Below are 18,714 nucleotides of genomic sequence, written 5' to 3'. Positions count from 1 at the left end.
TTAATATCTATTGTGTTAAGAGGGAGTAGTTGCAAGCTATAATATCAACATCGCGGTTAACGAAAAGTTACCTGGTATTATACACCAATTTGGTTACAAGACTTTTAATATAATCTAAGGAATTTAAGGTATTTTATGTACTATTCCTTAGATTATATTAGGAGTCTTATTTTTTTGCCTCCTATACATAGATATTATTTGTTAGAAATTATCCTTAATCAATAATTTATATTAAAGAAAGGAGACAATAATATGAAGAAAGTTTATTCAAAATCAAAAGAAGAACTTTTTAAAGAACTCGGTGTAAACAAGGACGGTTTAAATGACACTGAAGTTAAAAGCATGGAAGAAAAATATGGTAAAAATGAATTAGTTGAAGGTAAGAAAAAATCTACTTTCCAAGTATTTCTTGATCAATTTAAGGACATGCTAATAATAATTCTTATATGTGCTGCCGCTATTTCAATGTTTTTAGGAGATATTGAAAGTGCCGCTGTTATCATATTCGTATTAATAGTAAATGCTACTCTTGGAACTATTCAGCATCTTAAAGCTGAACAATCTTTAAGTAGCTTAAAGGCTCTCTCCTCACCTTCTACTAAGGTGCTTAGAAATGGTGAAAGAATAGAAATAGACTCAAAGGATGTAGTTGTTGGAGATATTATCTTTCTTGAAGCTGGAGACTATGTTCCTGCTGATGGTAGAATTCTTGAAAACTATAGCTTACAAGTTAATGAAAGCTCATTAACTGGAGAATCTGAAAGCATAGTTAAAATGTCTGAAATAATAAAAGGAGAAGAAATTCCTATTGGTGATAGAAAAAATATGGTCTTCTCTGGAAGCTTAGTAACTTATGGTAGAGCTACTATTTTAGCAACAGCCGTTGGTATGAATACTGAAATAGGTAAAATAGCTCAGTTATTAAATGACACTAAAGAAAAGAAAACTCCTCTTCAAGCTAACTTAGATAACTTTGGTAAAAAGCTTGCAATTGGAATACTTGTTATCTGTGCAATAGTATTTGCTCTTAGTCTTTATAGGGGTGAAGCTATTATAGATGCATTCATGTTTGCAGTTGCCTTAGCCGTAGCTGCTATCCCAGAAGCTTTAAGTTCTATAGTAACAATAGTTCTTTCTTTAGGAACTCAAAAAATGGCTAAAGAAAATGCCATCATAAGAAAATTACAAGCAGTTGAAGGTTTAGGTAGTGTATCTATTATATGTTCAGATAAGACTGGTACATTAACTCAAAATAAAATGACTGTTAAAAAGATTTTTGTTGATGGAAAAGTAATAGATTCAAATGAATTAAACTTAGAAAAGAAAATAGATAATGATTTATTAACTATGAGTTTACTTTGTAATGATGCAATTACAGATTGTGAAAAAGAAATAGGCGATCCAACTGAGGTTGCCCTTGTAAACTTAGGTGATTTATACGGAGTAGATGAACTTGTTCAAAGGGATAAATTTAAGAGACTTGGTGAAATTCCTTTTGATTCAGATAGAAAACTTATGAGTGTTGTTTATAACATTCATGGTGAAAATATTATAGCTACTAAGGGAGCTGTTGATGTTCTTCTTAAGAGATCTACTAAGATTGAAACTTCTGAAGGGGTTAGACCTATAACTAAAGAAGATATAGCTAAAATAGAAGAAATTAACCAAGAATTCTCAAAAACAGGTCTTAGAGTTTTATCTTTTGCATATAGAAATATTGAAAGTAGAACAGATATAAAACTTGATGATGAAAATGACTTAACCTTCATAGGTCTTATATCAATGATGGATCCACCAAGAGAAGAATCTGCTGAAGCCGTAAGAGCTTGTATAGAAGCTGGAATTAAACCTGTAATGATAACTGGTGACCATAAAATAACAGCTTCTGCCATAGCAAAACAAATAGGTATATTAAAAGATGAAAGTGAAGCTATTGAAGGTTCTGCTTTAGATAAAGTTAGTGACGAAGAACTTAAGAATATGGTAGAACACATTTCAGTATATGCTAGGGTTTCTCCAGAGCATAAAATAAGAATAGTTAGAGCATGGCAAGAAAAAGGCAATGTAGTTGCCATGACTGGTGATGGTGTCAATGACGCCCCTGCTTTAAAACAAGCTGATATAGGTGTTGCAATGGGTATTACAGGATCTGAAGTTGCTAAAGATGCCGCTTCTATGGTCTTAACAGATGATAACTTTGCAACCATAGTAAAAGCTATTGAAAATGGTAGAAATATTTACTCAAATATAAAGAATGCTATTAAATTCTTATTATCTGGTAATACTGCTGGTATATTATCAGTATTATATGCTTCCATATTAGCATTACCAGTTCCATTTGCTGCGGTACACTTATTATTTATAAACCTTTTAACTGATAGTTTACCTGCAATTGCTTTAGGTCTTGAACCTCATAAAAAAGAAGTTATGAAGGAAAAACCAAGAAAAGCTAATGCTTCTATATTGACAAAAGACTTCATTACAGATGTATTATTTGAAGGTGTAGTTATTACTATTGTTACTATGCTAGCCTTCCATATTGGACTAAACCAAGGTGGCCCTCTATTAGCAAGTACAATGGCCTTTGCTACTTTATGTTTATCAAGACTTGTTCATGGATTTAACAGTAAATCTAAAAAACACGTATTATCAAAAGAATTATTCTCTAATAAATATTTGTGGGCTGCTTTTGGTATAGGATTTGTACTATTAAACATTGTTCTTTTAGTACCTATATTTGAAGGATTATTCCAAGTTGCTCCACTTACACTTAATAACTTATTAACTATATATGGATTATCATTATGTACTTTCATAGTTGTTCAAGTTGTTAAATTTATAAGAGAAAAACTTACTGAAAATAAAATAAACACTGCTCAAGAGTCAAATAAAGAAAATAGAGCAGCTTAATTGTAAATTTCTATAGACCATGCCAATGGTATATTAGCATGGTCTATATTTATATCTAATAATACCAATTAAGAATATACAGGAGGATTATTTTGCATGGAGTTTTTAGGATCTCTATTAACATTTTTAATTGATATTGTAGGTTCCTTTGGATACTTTGGAATCTTATTAATAGTTGGGTTAGAATATGCTTGTTTCCCACTACCTAGTGAAGTTGTTTTAACCTTCTTTGGTCTTAGTGCATCTCAAGGAGAATTTTCACTTATTGGAGTTATAGTATTTAGTATTATAGGTGGATTATTAGGTTCATTAATCTGTTACGCCATTGGCTATTATGGTGGTGTCCCTCTTCAAGAATGGTTAGGACGTAAATTTCCAAGCAGTCAAAAAAGTATGCTAGCATTAAATAAATGGTTTAAAAAATATGGAAAACCTGCTGTATTGCTAGCTAGGATAGTTCCACTTACTCGTACATATGTATCTTTATTAGCTGGCGCTGAGAAATTCAGCTTAAAATATTTCATCTTATACTCTTCTTTAGGTATAAGTATTTGGAACATTTTTTTAGTTTCATTAGGATATTTTATAGGTGATAATTTACCTCTTATAAATTCAATAATGGAGAAATACACCTTTGTCACTTTAGCTATTTTAATTATTGCTGTGATTATTTTCATTTATCTTAAATTTTTCAAAAAAGAAAAAAACACATCAAAATAATTATAATTAAAAAGACTATGCTAAAATCTTATTTCTTAGTTTTAGCACAGTCTTTTTTTAATTAAATAACAATCTCAACTTTTATTCTAAATTATCTATTTCACTATTTATTATTCATTTAATCTTTCTTTAATTAAATAATAGTTTTATCAATTGTGATAAAATTTATTTTTATTCCTTTATATATTTTTATTAAATAGTAGTGTTAGCACTTCTTATTCCTTTATAGAAAAGATAGTAAGTTAACATCATATATGGTTGTAACCAAAGCATACCTATTCCAAAAGTAAGGAAAGATAATATCATCCATCCTATAAAGCTTAAGTTCATAACTATATACTTCCATCTATATCCCTTAGTTATATTAAAGCTCATTTCTATAGCTTCCATTACTCCAACGCCCTCATCTTCTGTTAATATCATAGGTACAGGGAATAATATTGCCTCTATAAAAAATCCTAAAGCAACTAAAATAATAAGAGCTACAATAATTACTACTATGCTTTGACTAGCTATAGAAGCAACTGAAAATATCATTGTAAATATAACCCCACCTATTCCTACAACTAATCCAATTAAAATATCGCACAATAAAATTTTAAGAGTAGTCTTAAAACTTATTAAACATTCTAAGTATTTTACTTTTCCCTCTGTTTCATTTAGCTTAATACAATACTTTATAAAGCTTCCAGTTAAAAATGAAGAAATCAGTGCAATTATAATCCACCCGAATATAGGTATTGGCGATAATAAAAAACTTAATAAAAATGTTGAAACAAAAAATAACAAACATGCTCCTACAGCATTTTCCCATCTTCCTCTTAACAATTCTTTAGCTTTTAGCTTACATTCTACTCTATCAGTCACTAGATAGCGCCTCCTAAAAATTGATCACTTAGTTAAATACATCTAATTACTTTTATATTATTCATATCCTTTAAGAATTAACACAAAAATTTAAGGAATATATTAAAATATAAATTTCATTTTATTATCTGATATAATTTAAACAATAGGATTCATATTTAACTATGATTTAAGTAATAAATCTTTTAAATCTATGACTAATTATAAAGTTTACCTATTTATTAAACCATGATTTAAAAGAACTTAATTAAACTAATATTAATAAAAATTTCTATAAAATTTTTATTAAAATATAATTTAATGAAAGGTATAAATTTATGAGAAAAAAATATTTTATATTAACTATTTTAACTATGATTCTTGGACTTTTATCTAGAAAGTTCATGTCCTATATGCCTAGTTTAATATCACCCTATTTAGGAGATATACTTTGGGCAACTATGGTTTATTTTGGCTTTAGATTTCTATTTCCAAAACTAAATACTAATACTTCTTTTTTAATCGCTATTATTTTCTCCTTTGGAATAGAATTTAGCCAAATATATCAAGCTCAGTGGATTAATAATATTAGAGCTACAACTCTTGGCGGCTTAGTTCTTGGACATGGCTTCCTTTGGAGTGATTTACTTTGTTACACAATAGGGATATTAATTGGATCTTTTATAGACAAACTTGCTTTTATTAAAAAAAAGCTCTAAGGTAAGCAAAAACCTTAGAGCGCAGAAGAGGTATCTACAATAGCAACCACTATGTGATAAATAGCTTTAAGTTTCTATCTTTAAGCTATTTATTATCTTATATTCAAATTTTTCTTAAAATATTCCTATTGCAAGTATTAATGATGCAAATACAATAGAAATCATAGACATTAATTTTATTAATATATCAATGGATGGACCTGTAGTATCTTTAAATGGATCTCCTACAGTATCTCCAACTACAGCTGCCTTATGACAATCTGAGCCTTTTCCGCCTAATACTCCACCTTCAATATATTTCTTAGCATTATCCCAAGCTCCACCTGAATTAGCCATCATTATAGCTAATACAAAACCAGTTACAGTAGAACCTGCTAAAAGTCCAGCTACTCCATTTGGCCCTAGTAATAAACCAGTAATTATAGGAGTTAAAATAGCTACTAAGGCTATAGGAATTAATTCTCTTTGAGATGATTTTGTACATATATCTACACACTTTTCAAAATCAGCCTCTGCCTTTCCTTCCATTAATCCCTTTATTTCTTTAAATTGTCTCCTAACCTCAACAACTATTTGAGAAGCTGCTCTTCCCACAGCATCCATTGTTAGAGCTGAAAATACAAACGTAACCATTCCTCCAATAAATAATCCTATTAAAACTTGAGGATTTATTATAGAAAGATTAAATGTAAAATCTAACCCTTGTGATTTAACTATATTCTCTACAGAATCCTTATATGCAGCTATAAATGCTAATGCAGTTAAAGCAGCTGAGCCTATAGCAAAGCCTTTTCCTGTAGCTGCCGTAGTATTTCCCAGGGAATCTAAGGCATCAGTTCTCTTTCTAACTTCTGGATCTTGTTCCGTCATCTCAGCTATTCCACCAGCATTGTCTGCCACTGGCCCATAGGCATCTGTAGCAAGTGTTATTCCTAATGTTGAAAGCATTCCTACCGCTGAGATAGCAATACCATAAAGGCCAAGACTAAAATCCTTTGAACCCCCTGATACTAAAAAGCTAATTATTATAGATATAGAAATTATAATTACTGGAATGGCAGTGGAAATCATACCTAAGGACAATCCACCTATTATTGTTGTAGCTGAACCAGTCTTAGTCATATCAGCTAAATTTCTAGTAGGTTTATAATTATCACTTGTATAGTACTCAGTAAAATATCCAATTAAAATACCAGCAATTAATCCAGATAAAATACTAAAATATATTCCTAAATTATTTTCTCCAAGTACTAATCTAACTATAAAAAAAGCTGAAATAGCTACTAGTACTGAAGCTATATATGTCCCTCTTCTTAAAGCTCCAAGAAGTGCCTTTTGACTTGCATCTTCCTTTGCTTTTACAAAAAATGTTCCTATTATACATGCAATTGCTCCTACAGAGGCAATAGTTAATGGAAGCATAACCCCATCTAATCCTAATCCTGCTGATACTGCTAAAGCACAAGCTGAAACTAATGACCCAACATATGATTCATATAAATCTGCTCCAAGTCCTGCTACATCTCCCACATTATCACCAACATTGTCTGCTATAACTGCCGGGTTCCTATGATCATCCTCTGGAATACCAGCCTCAACTTTTCCTACCAAATCTGCCCCTACATCAGCTGCCTTTGTAAAAATCCCTCCTCCTACTCTAGCAAAAAGAGCCATAGATGAAGCTCCCATACCAAAGGTAAGCATTGCAGAAGTTATTTGTCCTATTTTTTCAACTTCTGGCAAAGCTGCGTAATACCAATCTAAAATATAATACCAAACTCCTAAATGAAGAAGTGCTAATCCAACAACTACTAATCCCATTATTGCTCCACTAGAAAAAGCTATTCTTAAAGCTCCATTTAAACTTTTTTTAGCCGCCGTAGTTGTCCTTGAATTTGCATTTGTAGCAGTCTTCATTCCAAGATAGCCACTTAAACCAGAGAATAACCCTCCAGTAATAAAGGCAAAAGGAACAAAGATAGATAAGTATCCCCTAAGACTTAGAATCATTAAGATAATAAATATACCTAAAAAGAATAAAGAAACTCCTTTATATTGTCTAATTAAAAATGCATTTGATCCTCTCTTGATTTTCTCTGCAACAGCCTTTATCTCGCTATCACCCTCATCACATTTCATTATTTTTCTTCCTAAGTAAGCAGCAAATAGAAGTGCTATGATTGAACATATTGGTACTAAAAGCATAAGGTCCATTTTTTTCTCCCCCTATTTTATTTATCTTTTATCAATAAGCTTATTAAATTAATAAATGCTAATTTATAGAGATTACTAAACAAAATTTAAATGAAAAACATCTTACCTAAGTCTAAATATATTTTTAAAAGTCTAATATTCACTTATTTTTTAGCCTTTTATATCTCATAAAAACCTATTTTATTAGAGTTTAATAATTTTGACTCTATTTTTAATATATTTATTTAATTTATGAAATGTTACAAGTTAATCTTAAATAAATACTCTATCTACAACTTATTATTAATATTAAAATCTAATCATAAATTCTATTATCTTATATGTTTTAAACACTTTTTAAAACACAATCTAATATTTTTATTATTGAGAGGATTAATTAATGAATAAAGATTCAAACCTTTTTAAAGAGTTAACAGACTTTGAGCTTAGAAAAATAATTACAAATCATTTTGGTGATAATACTAAATTCAAAGCAAACCTAATAAATGGTGGGTTGTTCAATACAACATACCTTATTAAATTATTAAATACTAAAGAAAAATTCATACTAAGGGTTGGTCCTGTAAACACTAACCTACTTCTACCATTTGAACTTAATCTAATGAAAGGAGAAGAATATGTATATTCTCTTTGTGAAGATAGAAATATTCCTAGTTCAAAAGTTTTAAAATGTGATGTAAGTAAAAACTTAATTTCTAGAGATTATATGATCATTGAATATATAGATAGCAAACCACTTTGTGAATTAAAACTTGATAAAGAAATTGAAAATTCTCTATACAAAGAAACTGGTAAATATACTGGTAAGTTACATCAGATAACAGCTAATCAATTTGGAAAAGTTTATGATGTTTTAAATGGCAATGGATTCAATTCATGGAGCGAATTCATGCTTAATGAATTTCAAAAGATAAGGATTAAACTTCATGAATATAAAGTTTTCACTACAGAAGAACTAAATTGTTTTGAATCCATAATAAGTGATAACTCTCAAGTATTGGATGAAATTAAAGAAGCTCATCTTGTTCATTGTGATTTATGGACAGGCAATATATTAGTTAAAGATTATAATTCAAAAAATCCTAAGGTGGCAGCAATAATTGATATAGATAGAGCCTTATTTGGTGATATAGATTTTGATTTTGCAAACCCTTGGATTATAAATGAATCCTTTTTAAAAGGATATGGTATTGAATTAAAAGATTCTCCTGAAAAGATTATTAGAAAAAATATTTATAGATTAATATATCACTTAATTGAATCTTATGTATGGAAAGTTCAATATAATAATCCTGATATATCAGACAAAGAAAAAATTAAGGCTTTAAAATTAATTAGATATTTTAAATAGCTAAATAAAACTTTATAGTATTCTAATTCAAATTCATAAACAAAATATAATAACTAATTTAGTTTTTATAAAACTATTTAACCTTAACAAAAAACAAGGAATTAGTCTCTTATATAAGTGAAAACTAATTCCTTGTTTTATAAATTTTTATTTTAAATAAAAATATTAGATTTTTAAAAACAAATTAATCAAAAGCATTTAAATTACTTAATTACAATATCAAAGGCAATATTTCCATTGTTTTTAATTGTAATTTCTGCAATTCTTGTTTCACTATTATATTTTACTGTTGGAATATCATAACTTCCTTCTATTCCATTAACATTTGTAATAGTTGGAGCTTTATCAATATTCATCAATTTAATTATGCTAGTTCTCTTTTCACCATTATTAGTATTTTTTATATAACTATCATATACCCAATTAAGTGCATCTACCTTGCTCATTCCTGGTAATTTTTTAGCTTCATCAGCATTTTTAGCACCTTCCCAAAGAGAATCTTTATTGGTTCTATAGTTATTTAATTTAATATTAATTGATTGATTATTATCTTCCATAATTAAATAAGTATGAGGTTCTAATGTAACTTCTGATTTAATATTAGCAATATCAAATGATCCTTTTTGATTAATATTTTCATTATACTTATAGTTATAAATAAACCAACGATTATCTAATTTTTGAACAAATATATTACCATTATATTCTTCTTTATATAATTTATTAAAATATTCTTTTCTATTTGTAATATTAGATAGTTCTGATGAATTCATATCTATTAATTTAATCTGACTTCCAGATAAACGACTCTCTATTTTATTGCGTTCAATAGAAGATGGAACTGCTGGAATATTTCCATAACGTCCAGTTGTATACGCAGGAGATTGACTCATCTCTGTATTAAGCCCTACGAAATAATTACCGTTTCCGTTTTGTGTGAAATTACCATATAATAAAGATTTAGTTTTTGCACGCATTTCATTTTTTGAAGGACTAGGATTCTTAATAACATATCTGAAAAACTCTTTAATCACATTTGAGAACAATGGTGATTCTTCATTTCTAACTCCATAGGTATATGCTGGATGTTCAAAATTATATACACATCCTCCATTTAAATAAATATTCATTGCTTCAATACCTAATAAAGCTTCTGGTTCAGTAAGCCATTGTCTATTTCCTTGAGTTTTACCTATATTTCCACTTTCAAACAACTTCCACTTGCCAGTTTCATACCATTTCCATGTATCCATTAATCCTCCCCACTGATATGCATAGTCAGTAAGCCAAAGACCAGTCATATAACTACTTGTTGGCGCATCATTTCCTTCAGCTTGTGGAGTATTCTTATACATAAATATAAAGTTTTCCCAATACTTTTCTACAGCTTCCTTAAATACAGTTTTTCCATTAGATCCAAATGCTTTTTCTATAGATCCTCCATTATTTTGCTCTGACCAAATAAAATAACCACCATATTTTGCAGAAAGTTTTAAGTATTCTGCTGCGTTACTTTCTACATTATCTGTCCAAACCCAATAATTTTCTGTACTAAATACCCCTTGTAAAGCGCTGTACTTTGAATACATCTCTTCTATCCACTCAGTTGTTAACCAATGAGCAGCTGTATATCCTGGAACATTTCCTGCTGTATAAACTGTTAATACAATAGGTATTGGCTCATTCTTATTTGTTTTTGGATTAACATAACTTTGTGCCTCATTAAGCATATGTTCATAAAAATCTGCTGCTACTCCATCTCTTTTTGGTAAATCATCTGGATGTAATTGTATTACTGTATACGGTTTCAAATCATCTGGAACCTCTTTCCACTTCCCAACTAATGTGTCATCACCCCAAAAAGCATAATCTCCTTTTTCATATTTAGATCCATTAGCATATAATGGCATCATTAGCAATGGCTTCTCATTTGAAATTTCTCTTCTTTTTTCAGCAGGAATCCAATCATTTGGATTCACAAAATCACCCTTAGCTGTAAATTTAGCATCTGCATAAACTACTTCATCTCCCCAAGTTTTTTCTCCAGCATAGCTCTTCAGTTGAAGTCTTTTTGCATTTTCAGGGATATTAAGCTCTACCTTAATAGCAGGTGTTTCATATGTTAATCCATTTGGAAACTGATTAATTGTAGAATATATTACCTTACCATCTACAACAACTTCTATTTTATCAACCTTTGCATACTGCTCATTAATAGGATTTGCACTTCTATCTATTCCTAGATAAGAAACGAATTTAGTTACTCCAGCACCTGAAATATCATATGTTATAGTAGAAGGACTTCCTGCAATAGTTCCTAAACCTTTTTCAAATTCACGAATACTTCCATCCTCCATTTTTAAAGAAATTTTTGTTGATTGATTATTATTACCAGGAGTGAAAGGATGATTTTTTTGTACAATTTTACTTTTTGTATCATCTCCATGGGTAGCATTTAACCAATCTAAATCAGATAAATAAACATCTCTGCTTTCTTCCAAAGCATAAACTTCCATACCATTTACCCCTACAAAAAATACTAATATTACACTTAAAATATATTTGATATATTTTTTCAGATTATTTTTCATAGTTACTCCTCCCATTTATCATTAATATATTAAGTTTAATAAATTTTCCCCCTTAAAATTTTAAATTCCCCCTCTCATTTCTATTATTAAATTTATAATTATATTATAAAAAACATTGCTTTATTCAAAGCTTAAGAAGATAATGAGATTGCTAAGAACATTAAGTCCTTAAAAATAGAAGAAAGCAATGATTAAAACTGCATTTAGAAAACCTATTATTTATTAATCTTAATTAAATTTAAACTTCCACAACTTTAATTTTTTCAAATAAGTTTTTATAATTATCCATATTTACATAACCTGTTATATGCTCTTGTGCATTAAGCATTCCTAAAGTATTAGCGATTTTCAAAACATTTTCATCTGTTTCTCCATCATTTAATCCCTTAGTTAATCCTGCAATTGTTGAATCTCCAGATCCAACGGGATTAACAACTTGTATTTTAGGTATTATCACCCTATAAAATTTATCATTATGCTTAGCAAATGAACCTTTCGCTCCCATAGATATAACTACCCATTCTATGCCATTAAACATAGGGGTATTTAATATAAATTTTAGATCCTCTATACTATCTTTTACTTTTACACATAATAAATCTGATAATTCATCTATATTAGGCTTTATTGCAAATGGCTTTGAATCATTTTTTAATACTTGTCTTAATTCTTCTCCAGAACAATCTAAAACAACTCTTTTCTTTTTTTTATTACAAATTGAAAGCATTTTAACATAAAAGTCTTTAGGTATTCCCAAAGGCAAACTACCTGAAATAGATATAATATTTGCTTTATCTACTAAAAGTTCAAAGTGCTTTAAAAAGTTATTTGCTTCTTTCTCAGAAATATTTGGACCTGATTCAAGTATTTCTGTTTGATTCCCCTCATGAAGAATAGCAATACAATTACGAGTCTCACCACTTATATCTGAAAAAGAATGTTTTATAGCATTAATATTTAAATCATTTTTTATAAAACCACCAAAAAAACCACCTAATAAACCACTTGCCAAAACATCAGCATCTAACTGCTTTAATACCCTAGTAACATTTAACCCCTTACCTCCAGCAGTTTTTGTTACCTTAGTCACACGATTTACTGAATCTAAATTTAAAACATCCAATGGATAGCTAATATCAATTGAAGGATTCATTGTAATTGTTAAAATCATTTTTTCCCTCCCATAACTAATCTTTATATTCTCCACGATTCCACCTCTCTAAAAATTCATCAAAGAAATGTATGTCATTTTGTTCAGGTTTATTCTCTTCAAGACTATTAATTTTATTGATTATTTTTTTATTTTCTTCATTTTCTATATAATCAGCCTTAATAAAAGCTTCTATAATATCACACATTAAAAATTCTCCTGTTATTTTTCCACCAAATCCAATAACATTAGCATTTAACTGTTCTTTAGCATAAATAGCAGTTGTCATATCACGAACAAGAGCACTTCTAATTCCAGGAACTTTATTCACTGCATTGTTAATTCCTACTCCTGTTCCACAAATACAAACTCCTAAATCAGCCTCTCCATTAGCTACAGCTTCCCCAACCTTTTTACCAAAAATAGGGTAATGAGTTCTGGTAAAATCGTATGTTCCTAAATCAAGAACTTCATATCCTTTTGCCTTTAAAAAATCAGATACTGCAATTTTTGTATCAGTAACAATATGATCACAACCTATAGCAATTTTCATTAATTAATCCTCCCTAATAATTGAACCTAAATAATTTAAGCCATTTTATTCAACATATCTACACGGATTTGATGTCTTCCACCATCATAAGAAGCTTCTAAAAATTCTTTAACAATATTTAAAGCTAATTCACTACCAACAATTTTTGCTCCTATAGTAATTATGCTAGAATTGTTGTGTTCTCTTGTCATATAAGCTGACCTCTCATCAGATACTTCTGCTGCTATAATTCCTTTAATCTTTGTGGCAACCATAAAACTACCTGCCCCATATCCATCAAAGGCAATCCCTAAACTTCCTTTGTTATCTAAAACATCTTTAGCAATAGCAACTGTTGATTCAACAAAATCTTCAGATTCCTTCTCACTTTTATCAATTACCTCAAAATTATTTTCTAAAAGATAACATTTAATCATATTTTTTAATTCCATTCCTTCTTTGTCAGATCCAATTACTACCCTCATAGTTCAATCCTTCCTTCTACTTTAGAAATATCTTTATTTGGTATAAATAAAACCACCCGATTTGCGGGTGATTTTAGATAATATTTAATTTATATCTTAAATTAACTTTAAGCCTAACTTTCTTATAATCTTAATTAGAAAATTTATTATTTCTCACATATTAAATCCTTAATTTCTATAAAAGTTTTAATCTAATGCCCTAAATTCTATTAACATTTTCTAATTATATTTACATATAAATTAGAAAGTCTTTTATTTACTCTTAAGTATAATAATTTCTTTAGGATTTAATTTAACTTCAACGGAACCATCTTCAAAAACTTTATAATTTTTATTACCTAGAACTACTTCATATTCCTTTGGTTCTATATTCTCAAGTTTATAAGATTTAATTTCATCTGATGGATTTCTAAATGAAATAATTGATTGTGAACCAGAATCTGATTGACAATAGTATCCATATACCCCCATAAGGCTAGGCTTTGCTCCAAAGAAAGTACTATTTTTTAATATTGGATAATTCTCCTCAATCCACTTAATTGCTTTTGCATTTACTTCCCAACGTTCATCATCAAACATGGAATAAGAATAATAAAACTCCCAAAAAGCATTTCCACGAGTAGCAATAAACATTAAATACTCTTTAAAATCTTCTATAGAACAATAAATTTGATGATCTAAATACCACATACTTGCAGACTCTGCATAAATCGGTTCATGATTATATAAGCTACATAATGGAAGCTGAATATCTCTTTCAATCAAGAACTCATAATATTGAGAATCACGATATGTCATCATTTGCTGAATATCATTTCCTCCATTTGGAGTAAAGCCAACATCTTGTGAAGTCTGAATCCAAAGACTATTTACCCATTGTAAAAACCAAGGGCTAGGATTCACATAAGATGTAAGATTAATCCAAAAACTCTTTTCTCCTCGTTCTTCTCTTAACTCATTAAATAGACTAATCATAAATTCATATACTGCTGTCATAGTATGCATACCATATGGTCCACTTTCATCCTCAGTATCCGGCTTCAATAACATTCCATCAATTTTCCAATAAGAGATATCATATTTGCTTTGATACTCTAACATTTTTTCTTTCATCTTTCTAAGATAGTTAAAGTCTCCGACATTTACATCATTAGAAATTTTATTTTTAGATCCTATGTTTAAATTCTTATTTTTTTCCAGCCAATCACTCATAGTAACTTGAGTTCCATTATATCCACCACGTGGACCAATCCATAGTCCTAAAGTTGAACCAAGATTTTTTACACATTCTGATATATCTTTTAATTCATTAGGAAACTTACCATTAAATTCCCAAACACTTTCATAATTAGCCCAACCATCATCAACTACAAAGGCATCCAAAGTAATCCCATAGTTTTTAAAACCTCTATTTATTTCTAAGAAACTTTTTATTATGCTATCATTAGTAATGTTTAGCATATGATCATACCAAGAATTATACTGTTTTCTAAAGCTAGCTGGCAGAGATATAGCTTTAATATAATCAAAAAATGAAGCTTGAATTTTTTCTTTTGATTTTTCTGGAGCGGCTCCAATAATTACTGAATGTATATCTAATCTTTTTTCTACACTTTTTCCATAATAATACCTTGAAAAATACGTTTTTTCTTGGATACGATTTTCTCCCATAGGAAATTCCATTCCCATGAATAAAGATTTTGCATAAATAGGTTGCCCTAATTCTACATAATATCCGTTAAAATTCCCCATTTCTTTTATATTATTCTGTTTTTTAGGATAATAGATATTATTAGTATCCTCAAATTCAAAAGTATCACAGTCAATATAATTAATACGTTTACAACAATTAAAAACTTTTAGCTTTTTATTTATAACCTTATTTTCAACAAAATAATTAACTTCAACAGATAAATTGTCTTTACTAAAGTTCACCACTAAAAGTTGTTCACTTTGCTTCTTAATCTCCACATTCATCTCAGAAGAAGGTAATGTTTCTCCATCTACAAAATAGATAATAAATTCATTTTGTGTATGAACTAATATTTCTTCATTTAGAATAGGATTTAAAAATGATGTGGTATAAAAACTTTTTCCATCATAATAAAAATTTCTTTGAATATAATTTCCTAATACTTTCATCAACAGTTACCTCTCAATTATTTTAACTCTATTTTTATAACTGTATCGATTGGATCAGCTAATGGATATGTGAAATGAGCAACCTCTCCAAATTGTACAAATAATATAGAATCATATGCTCTTGTAGTCCAACTTTTAGAAATTCTAACTTCACTTCCATCATGCAATAAAGTCATAGCTTTTACATCTTTTTCATTAATACCAATCAATGCTAAAGGTCCAATTGGTTGTTCAAAAACATGTGCATAAATAACATTGCCTTTTTTAGTATAATAACCCCAATCTGGTTTTGGTAATTCACTAGCACTTCCACATCCATAAATAGATTCTCCATTAGCACTCATCCATTTAGCAAATTCATTTAAAATATCTAAGCTAGGTTGATTAATTACACCCTTTGCTGTAGGTCCAACATTTAAAAGCATATTTCCATTTTTACTAACACACTCAACTAACTTACGAATTAAAACACTACCAGGCTTATATAAATTGTCTGTTGGATTATAGCCCCAATTGTTATTCATTGTTAAACATAATTCCCATGGAACAATATCACCTTTATAATTTCTAATTCCTTCATGAGGTACAATCTGTTCTGGACTAACAAAATCACCACAATATGGACTAGGATTTTCTGTAACAATACTTCCAAATCCCCCTCCAGATGTTTCTAATCTATTGTCAATAATAACATCTGGTTGGTGTTTTCTAACCATATCAATCAATTCTTTAGCCTTCCAAACTTCTCCAAACATTTTGCCGTAAGAAAAATCAAACCATAAGATATCTAATTTTCCATAGTTAGTTACTAACTCTTCAACTTGAGAATGCATATAACTTAAGTAATTATCGAAATTAACTTCTTCATTTACAAATTTTTCATTTCCTCTCATAGGATGATATAAATCATTATACTTAGGGTAATCTTTATGACGCCAATCAATAAGACTATAGTATAATCCTACTTTTAACCCTTCTTCCCTTGCAGCCTCTATAAACTCTCTTACAAGATCTTTTTTTATCTTTGTATTTGTAGATTTAAAATCTGTATATTTACTATCAAACAAGCAAAATCCATCATGATGTTTAGCAGTTAAAATCATATATTTCATTCCTGCCTCTTTTGCTGCTTTTGCCCATTTATGAGGATCAAATCTTTCAGGATTAAATTGTTCTAAATAAAAATCATAATCTTCACTTGAAATTCTTTCGGCACTTCTAACCCATTCGCCTCTACCTAATATAGAGTATAGGCCCCAATGAATAAACATTCCAAAACGACTTTCTCTAAACCATTCTGTTCGCTTCATAATACTATCTAATTCATTTTTCATCACTATTTTCTCCCTTATTATAACTTTAATTTTAATAATATTTATTTTTATTCATCTATAAAACTACATATAATTTTTTAATATAGATTCACCTTATTATCTATATGAATAATAAAAGAAAATTTTAAAACAGTTTATTATTTTAAAATATTCAACCAAACTAATAAAACAGATACAATCATTACTCCAAAAATTATTACAACAGGATTCTTTCCTTTTTTAACCAACTTATAAAGACCTAATGTTAAAAGTAATGGTACTACACCTGGAATAATCTTATTTAAAGTTTCTTGTAATGATACAACTAAATCTCCTTGGATATATTCAAATGCAAAATTAACACCAACCCATTGAGGAATTAATCCTCCTATTAAAATTAAACCTAATGCCATTGACATATTAGTAATATTCTCTAAATTAGATTTAGTTTTTTGACTTTGAATAAAGTTTGCACCTTTTTCATATCCAAATTTTAAACCAAAATATTTAAGTGGAATATTGATAGCATTAATTAAAAATAAAGCTAAAAATATACCTAGTGGATTACCTGCCTTTGCATAGGAAGCACCAACACTAAAAATAATTGGTAATAAAGTTAACCCAATGATACTATCACCAAGACCAGCTAAAGGCCCCATTAAACCAACCTTTATACCTCTAATACTTTGATCTCCTTCATTTTTTTCTTGCTCCTCTAATGCAGATGTAATTCCTAAAATAAATGGAGCTGCTGTTGGATGTGTATTAAAGAACTCTAAATGTCTTGACATAGCAACACTCATATCTTCTTTTTTATCTTTATAAATCTTTTTTAAAGTAGGTAGTATAGTATATAAGAATCCTAAGTTCTGCATACGTTCATAGTTCCAAGAGGCACCATACATGAAACTTCTCCAGAAGACTTTATTTATTGTTTTTTTCTCTAAACCATTTTTATTCATAGATCTAAAACCTCCTCTTCTTCAACTTTACACGTATCATTAGGTATTTGAACTGAATTTGATTTCATTGAAAGTAAGAATACGATTGCAACACCTAATAAAGCTATACCAATTGTTGATAAATTTAAGAATGCTGAAAATACAAAACCAACTATTAAATATGGCCACATATTTTTTTTAAGCATCATATTTAATAACATAGCAAAACCAATTGCAGGTAACATACCTCCAGCAACATTTAAGCCAGTCATAATTACTGGTGGAATTTTATCAAATAAATCTTTAATATAGTTTCCACCTAATACTAATGCTGCAAAAATAGGTACAACTTTAAATAAAACAATTAATACTAAGCTTGAATAATGATATAATCCAATTTTACTTGGATCTCCTTTTTGAGCTGCTTCATCAGCCTTTTTTACAAAATAAATATCTACAGTTTTAGCTAATACATCCAATTGTTGAGTTACAACTGCAACTGGAACTGCAATTGCAACACCAGCAGTAACTCCATGTCCTGATAAAATTCCTAATGCTGTTCCTACAATAGCTCCTGAAATTGTATCTGGTGGAGTATATCCTCCAACAGCTGTAACACCTAACCACATAAGTTCAAGAGTTGCACCGATTATCATACCTTGTTGAAAATCTCCTAATACTAATCCAACTAACGAACCTGCAATAAGAGGTCTATATAACATTAAAACTGGTCCATTATAATCAATTGTTGCTATAACAGCAACAGCTGTTACTAAAAGCATTTGTATTATCATTTAATA

At 29.1% G+C, this 18,714-nt stretch carries 14 protein-coding genes; 4 read left to right on the top strand and 10 right to left on the bottom strand.

Annotation, left to right across the window (positions count from 1 at the left end):
* Positions 1–252 precede the first annotated feature (252 nt).
* Positions 253–2,910, top strand: a complete 2,658-nt coding sequence (locus tag ACYUCG_RS10865) for a calcium-translocating P-type ATPase, PMCA-type (protein WP_139932669.1) — start codon at positions 253–255, stop codon at positions 2,908–2,910.
* A gap of 96 nt (positions 2,911–3,006) precedes the next feature.
* Entirely contained in the window at positions 3,007–3,630 is a 624-nt protein-coding gene (locus tag ACYUCG_RS10860) for a DedA family protein (protein ID WP_208375782.1), read from the top strand.
* A gap of 192 nt (positions 3,631–3,822) precedes the next feature.
* Here the strand turns inward: ACYUCG_RS10860 and ACYUCG_RS10855 are convergent, their stop codons facing one another.
* The gene (locus ACYUCG_RS10855) at positions 3,823–4,497 is read right to left on the bottom strand and encodes a DUF975 family protein (protein WP_060794811.1); all 675 of its coding nucleotides are present in this window, start codon (positions 4,495–4,497) and stop codon (positions 3,823–3,825) included.
* 317 nt (positions 4,498–4,814) lie between these two features.
* Here ACYUCG_RS10855 and ACYUCG_RS10850 point away from each other — a divergent pair, with 317 nt between their 5' ends.
* Positions 4,815–5,195, top strand: coding sequence for a ribosomal maturation YjgA family protein (locus ACYUCG_RS10850; RefSeq protein WP_283680342.1), 381 nt, complete (start codon positions 4,815–4,817; stop codon positions 5,193–5,195).
* Between the two features lie 114 nt (positions 5,196–5,309).
* Here ACYUCG_RS10850 and ACYUCG_RS10845 read toward each other — a convergent pair whose 3' ends face one another.
* Entirely contained in the window at positions 5,310–7,409 is a 2,100-nt protein-coding gene (locus ACYUCG_RS10845; protein ID WP_415342164.1) for a sodium-translocating pyrophosphatase, read from the bottom strand.
* A 379-nt stretch (positions 7,410–7,788) separates the two neighbouring features.
* Here ACYUCG_RS10845 and ACYUCG_RS10840 point away from each other — a divergent pair, with 379 nt between their 5' ends.
* Positions 7,789–8,760 (top strand): phosphotransferase, encoded by a 972-nt coding sequence (locus ACYUCG_RS10840; protein WP_460268607.1) that lies wholly within the window; start codon positions 7,789–7,791, stop codon positions 8,758–8,760.
* Between the two features lie 203 nt (positions 8,761–8,963).
* Here the strand turns inward: ACYUCG_RS10840 and ACYUCG_RS10835 are convergent, their stop codons facing one another.
* From ACYUCG_RS10835 to ACYUCG_RS10800, 8 genes are all read right to left on the bottom strand, one after another.
* Positions 8,964–11,351, bottom strand: a complete 2,388-nt coding sequence (locus ACYUCG_RS10835) for a glycoside hydrolase family 98 domain-containing protein (RefSeq protein ID WP_460268606.1) — start codon at positions 11,349–11,351, stop codon at positions 8,964–8,966.
* A 238-nt stretch (positions 11,352–11,589) separates the two neighbouring features.
* Positions 11,590–12,522 carry a tagatose-6-phosphate kinase gene (locus ACYUCG_RS10830; RefSeq protein WP_415319481.1) on the bottom strand — a complete coding sequence of 311 codons (933 nt, stop codon included), beginning with the start codon at positions 12,520–12,522 and terminating at the stop codon, positions 11,590–11,592.
* Positions 12,523–12,538: 16 nt separating this feature from the next.
* The gene (gene lacB, locus ACYUCG_RS10825; RefSeq protein ID WP_415319482.1) at positions 12,539–13,054 is read right to left on the bottom strand and encodes a galactose-6-phosphate isomerase subunit LacB; all 516 of its coding nucleotides are present in this window, start codon (positions 13,052–13,054) and stop codon (positions 12,539–12,541) included.
* Positions 13,055–13,089: 35 nt separating this feature from the next.
* Positions 13,090–13,518 (bottom strand): galactose-6-phosphate isomerase subunit LacA, encoded by a 429-nt coding sequence (lacA, locus tag ACYUCG_RS10820; protein ID WP_415319483.1) that lies wholly within the window; start codon positions 13,516–13,518, stop codon positions 13,090–13,092.
* A gap of 252 nt (positions 13,519–13,770) precedes the next feature.
* Positions 13,771–15,660, bottom strand: a complete 1,890-nt coding sequence (locus ACYUCG_RS10815; protein ID WP_460268605.1) for an alpha-amylase family protein — start codon at positions 15,658–15,660, stop codon at positions 13,771–13,773.
* A 17-nt stretch (positions 15,661–15,677) separates the two neighbouring features.
* Positions 15,678–16,994, bottom strand: a complete 1,317-nt coding sequence (locus tag ACYUCG_RS10810; RefSeq protein ID WP_415319485.1) for an alpha-L-fucosidase — start codon at positions 16,992–16,994, stop codon at positions 15,678–15,680.
* 137 nt (positions 16,995–17,131) lie between these two features.
* On the bottom strand, positions 17,132–17,935 hold the full coding sequence (locus ACYUCG_RS10805) for a PTS system mannose/fructose/sorbose family transporter subunit IID (protein ID WP_011009739.1): 804 nt from the start codon (positions 17,933–17,935) through the stop codon (positions 17,132–17,134).
* Entirely contained in the window at positions 17,932–18,708 is a 777-nt protein-coding gene (locus ACYUCG_RS10800) for a PTS mannose/fructose/sorbose/N-acetylgalactosamine transporter subunit IIC (RefSeq protein WP_460268604.1), read from the bottom strand. The genes ACYUCG_RS10805 and ACYUCG_RS10800 overlap by 4 nt, the downstream gene beginning before the upstream one ends.
* Positions 18,709–18,714: the final 6 nt, after the last annotated feature.

It is taken from the genome of Clostridium sp. CTA-17 (genome assembly GCF_054767895.1).
This window is presented reverse-complemented; position numbering and strand designations above follow the sequence as displayed.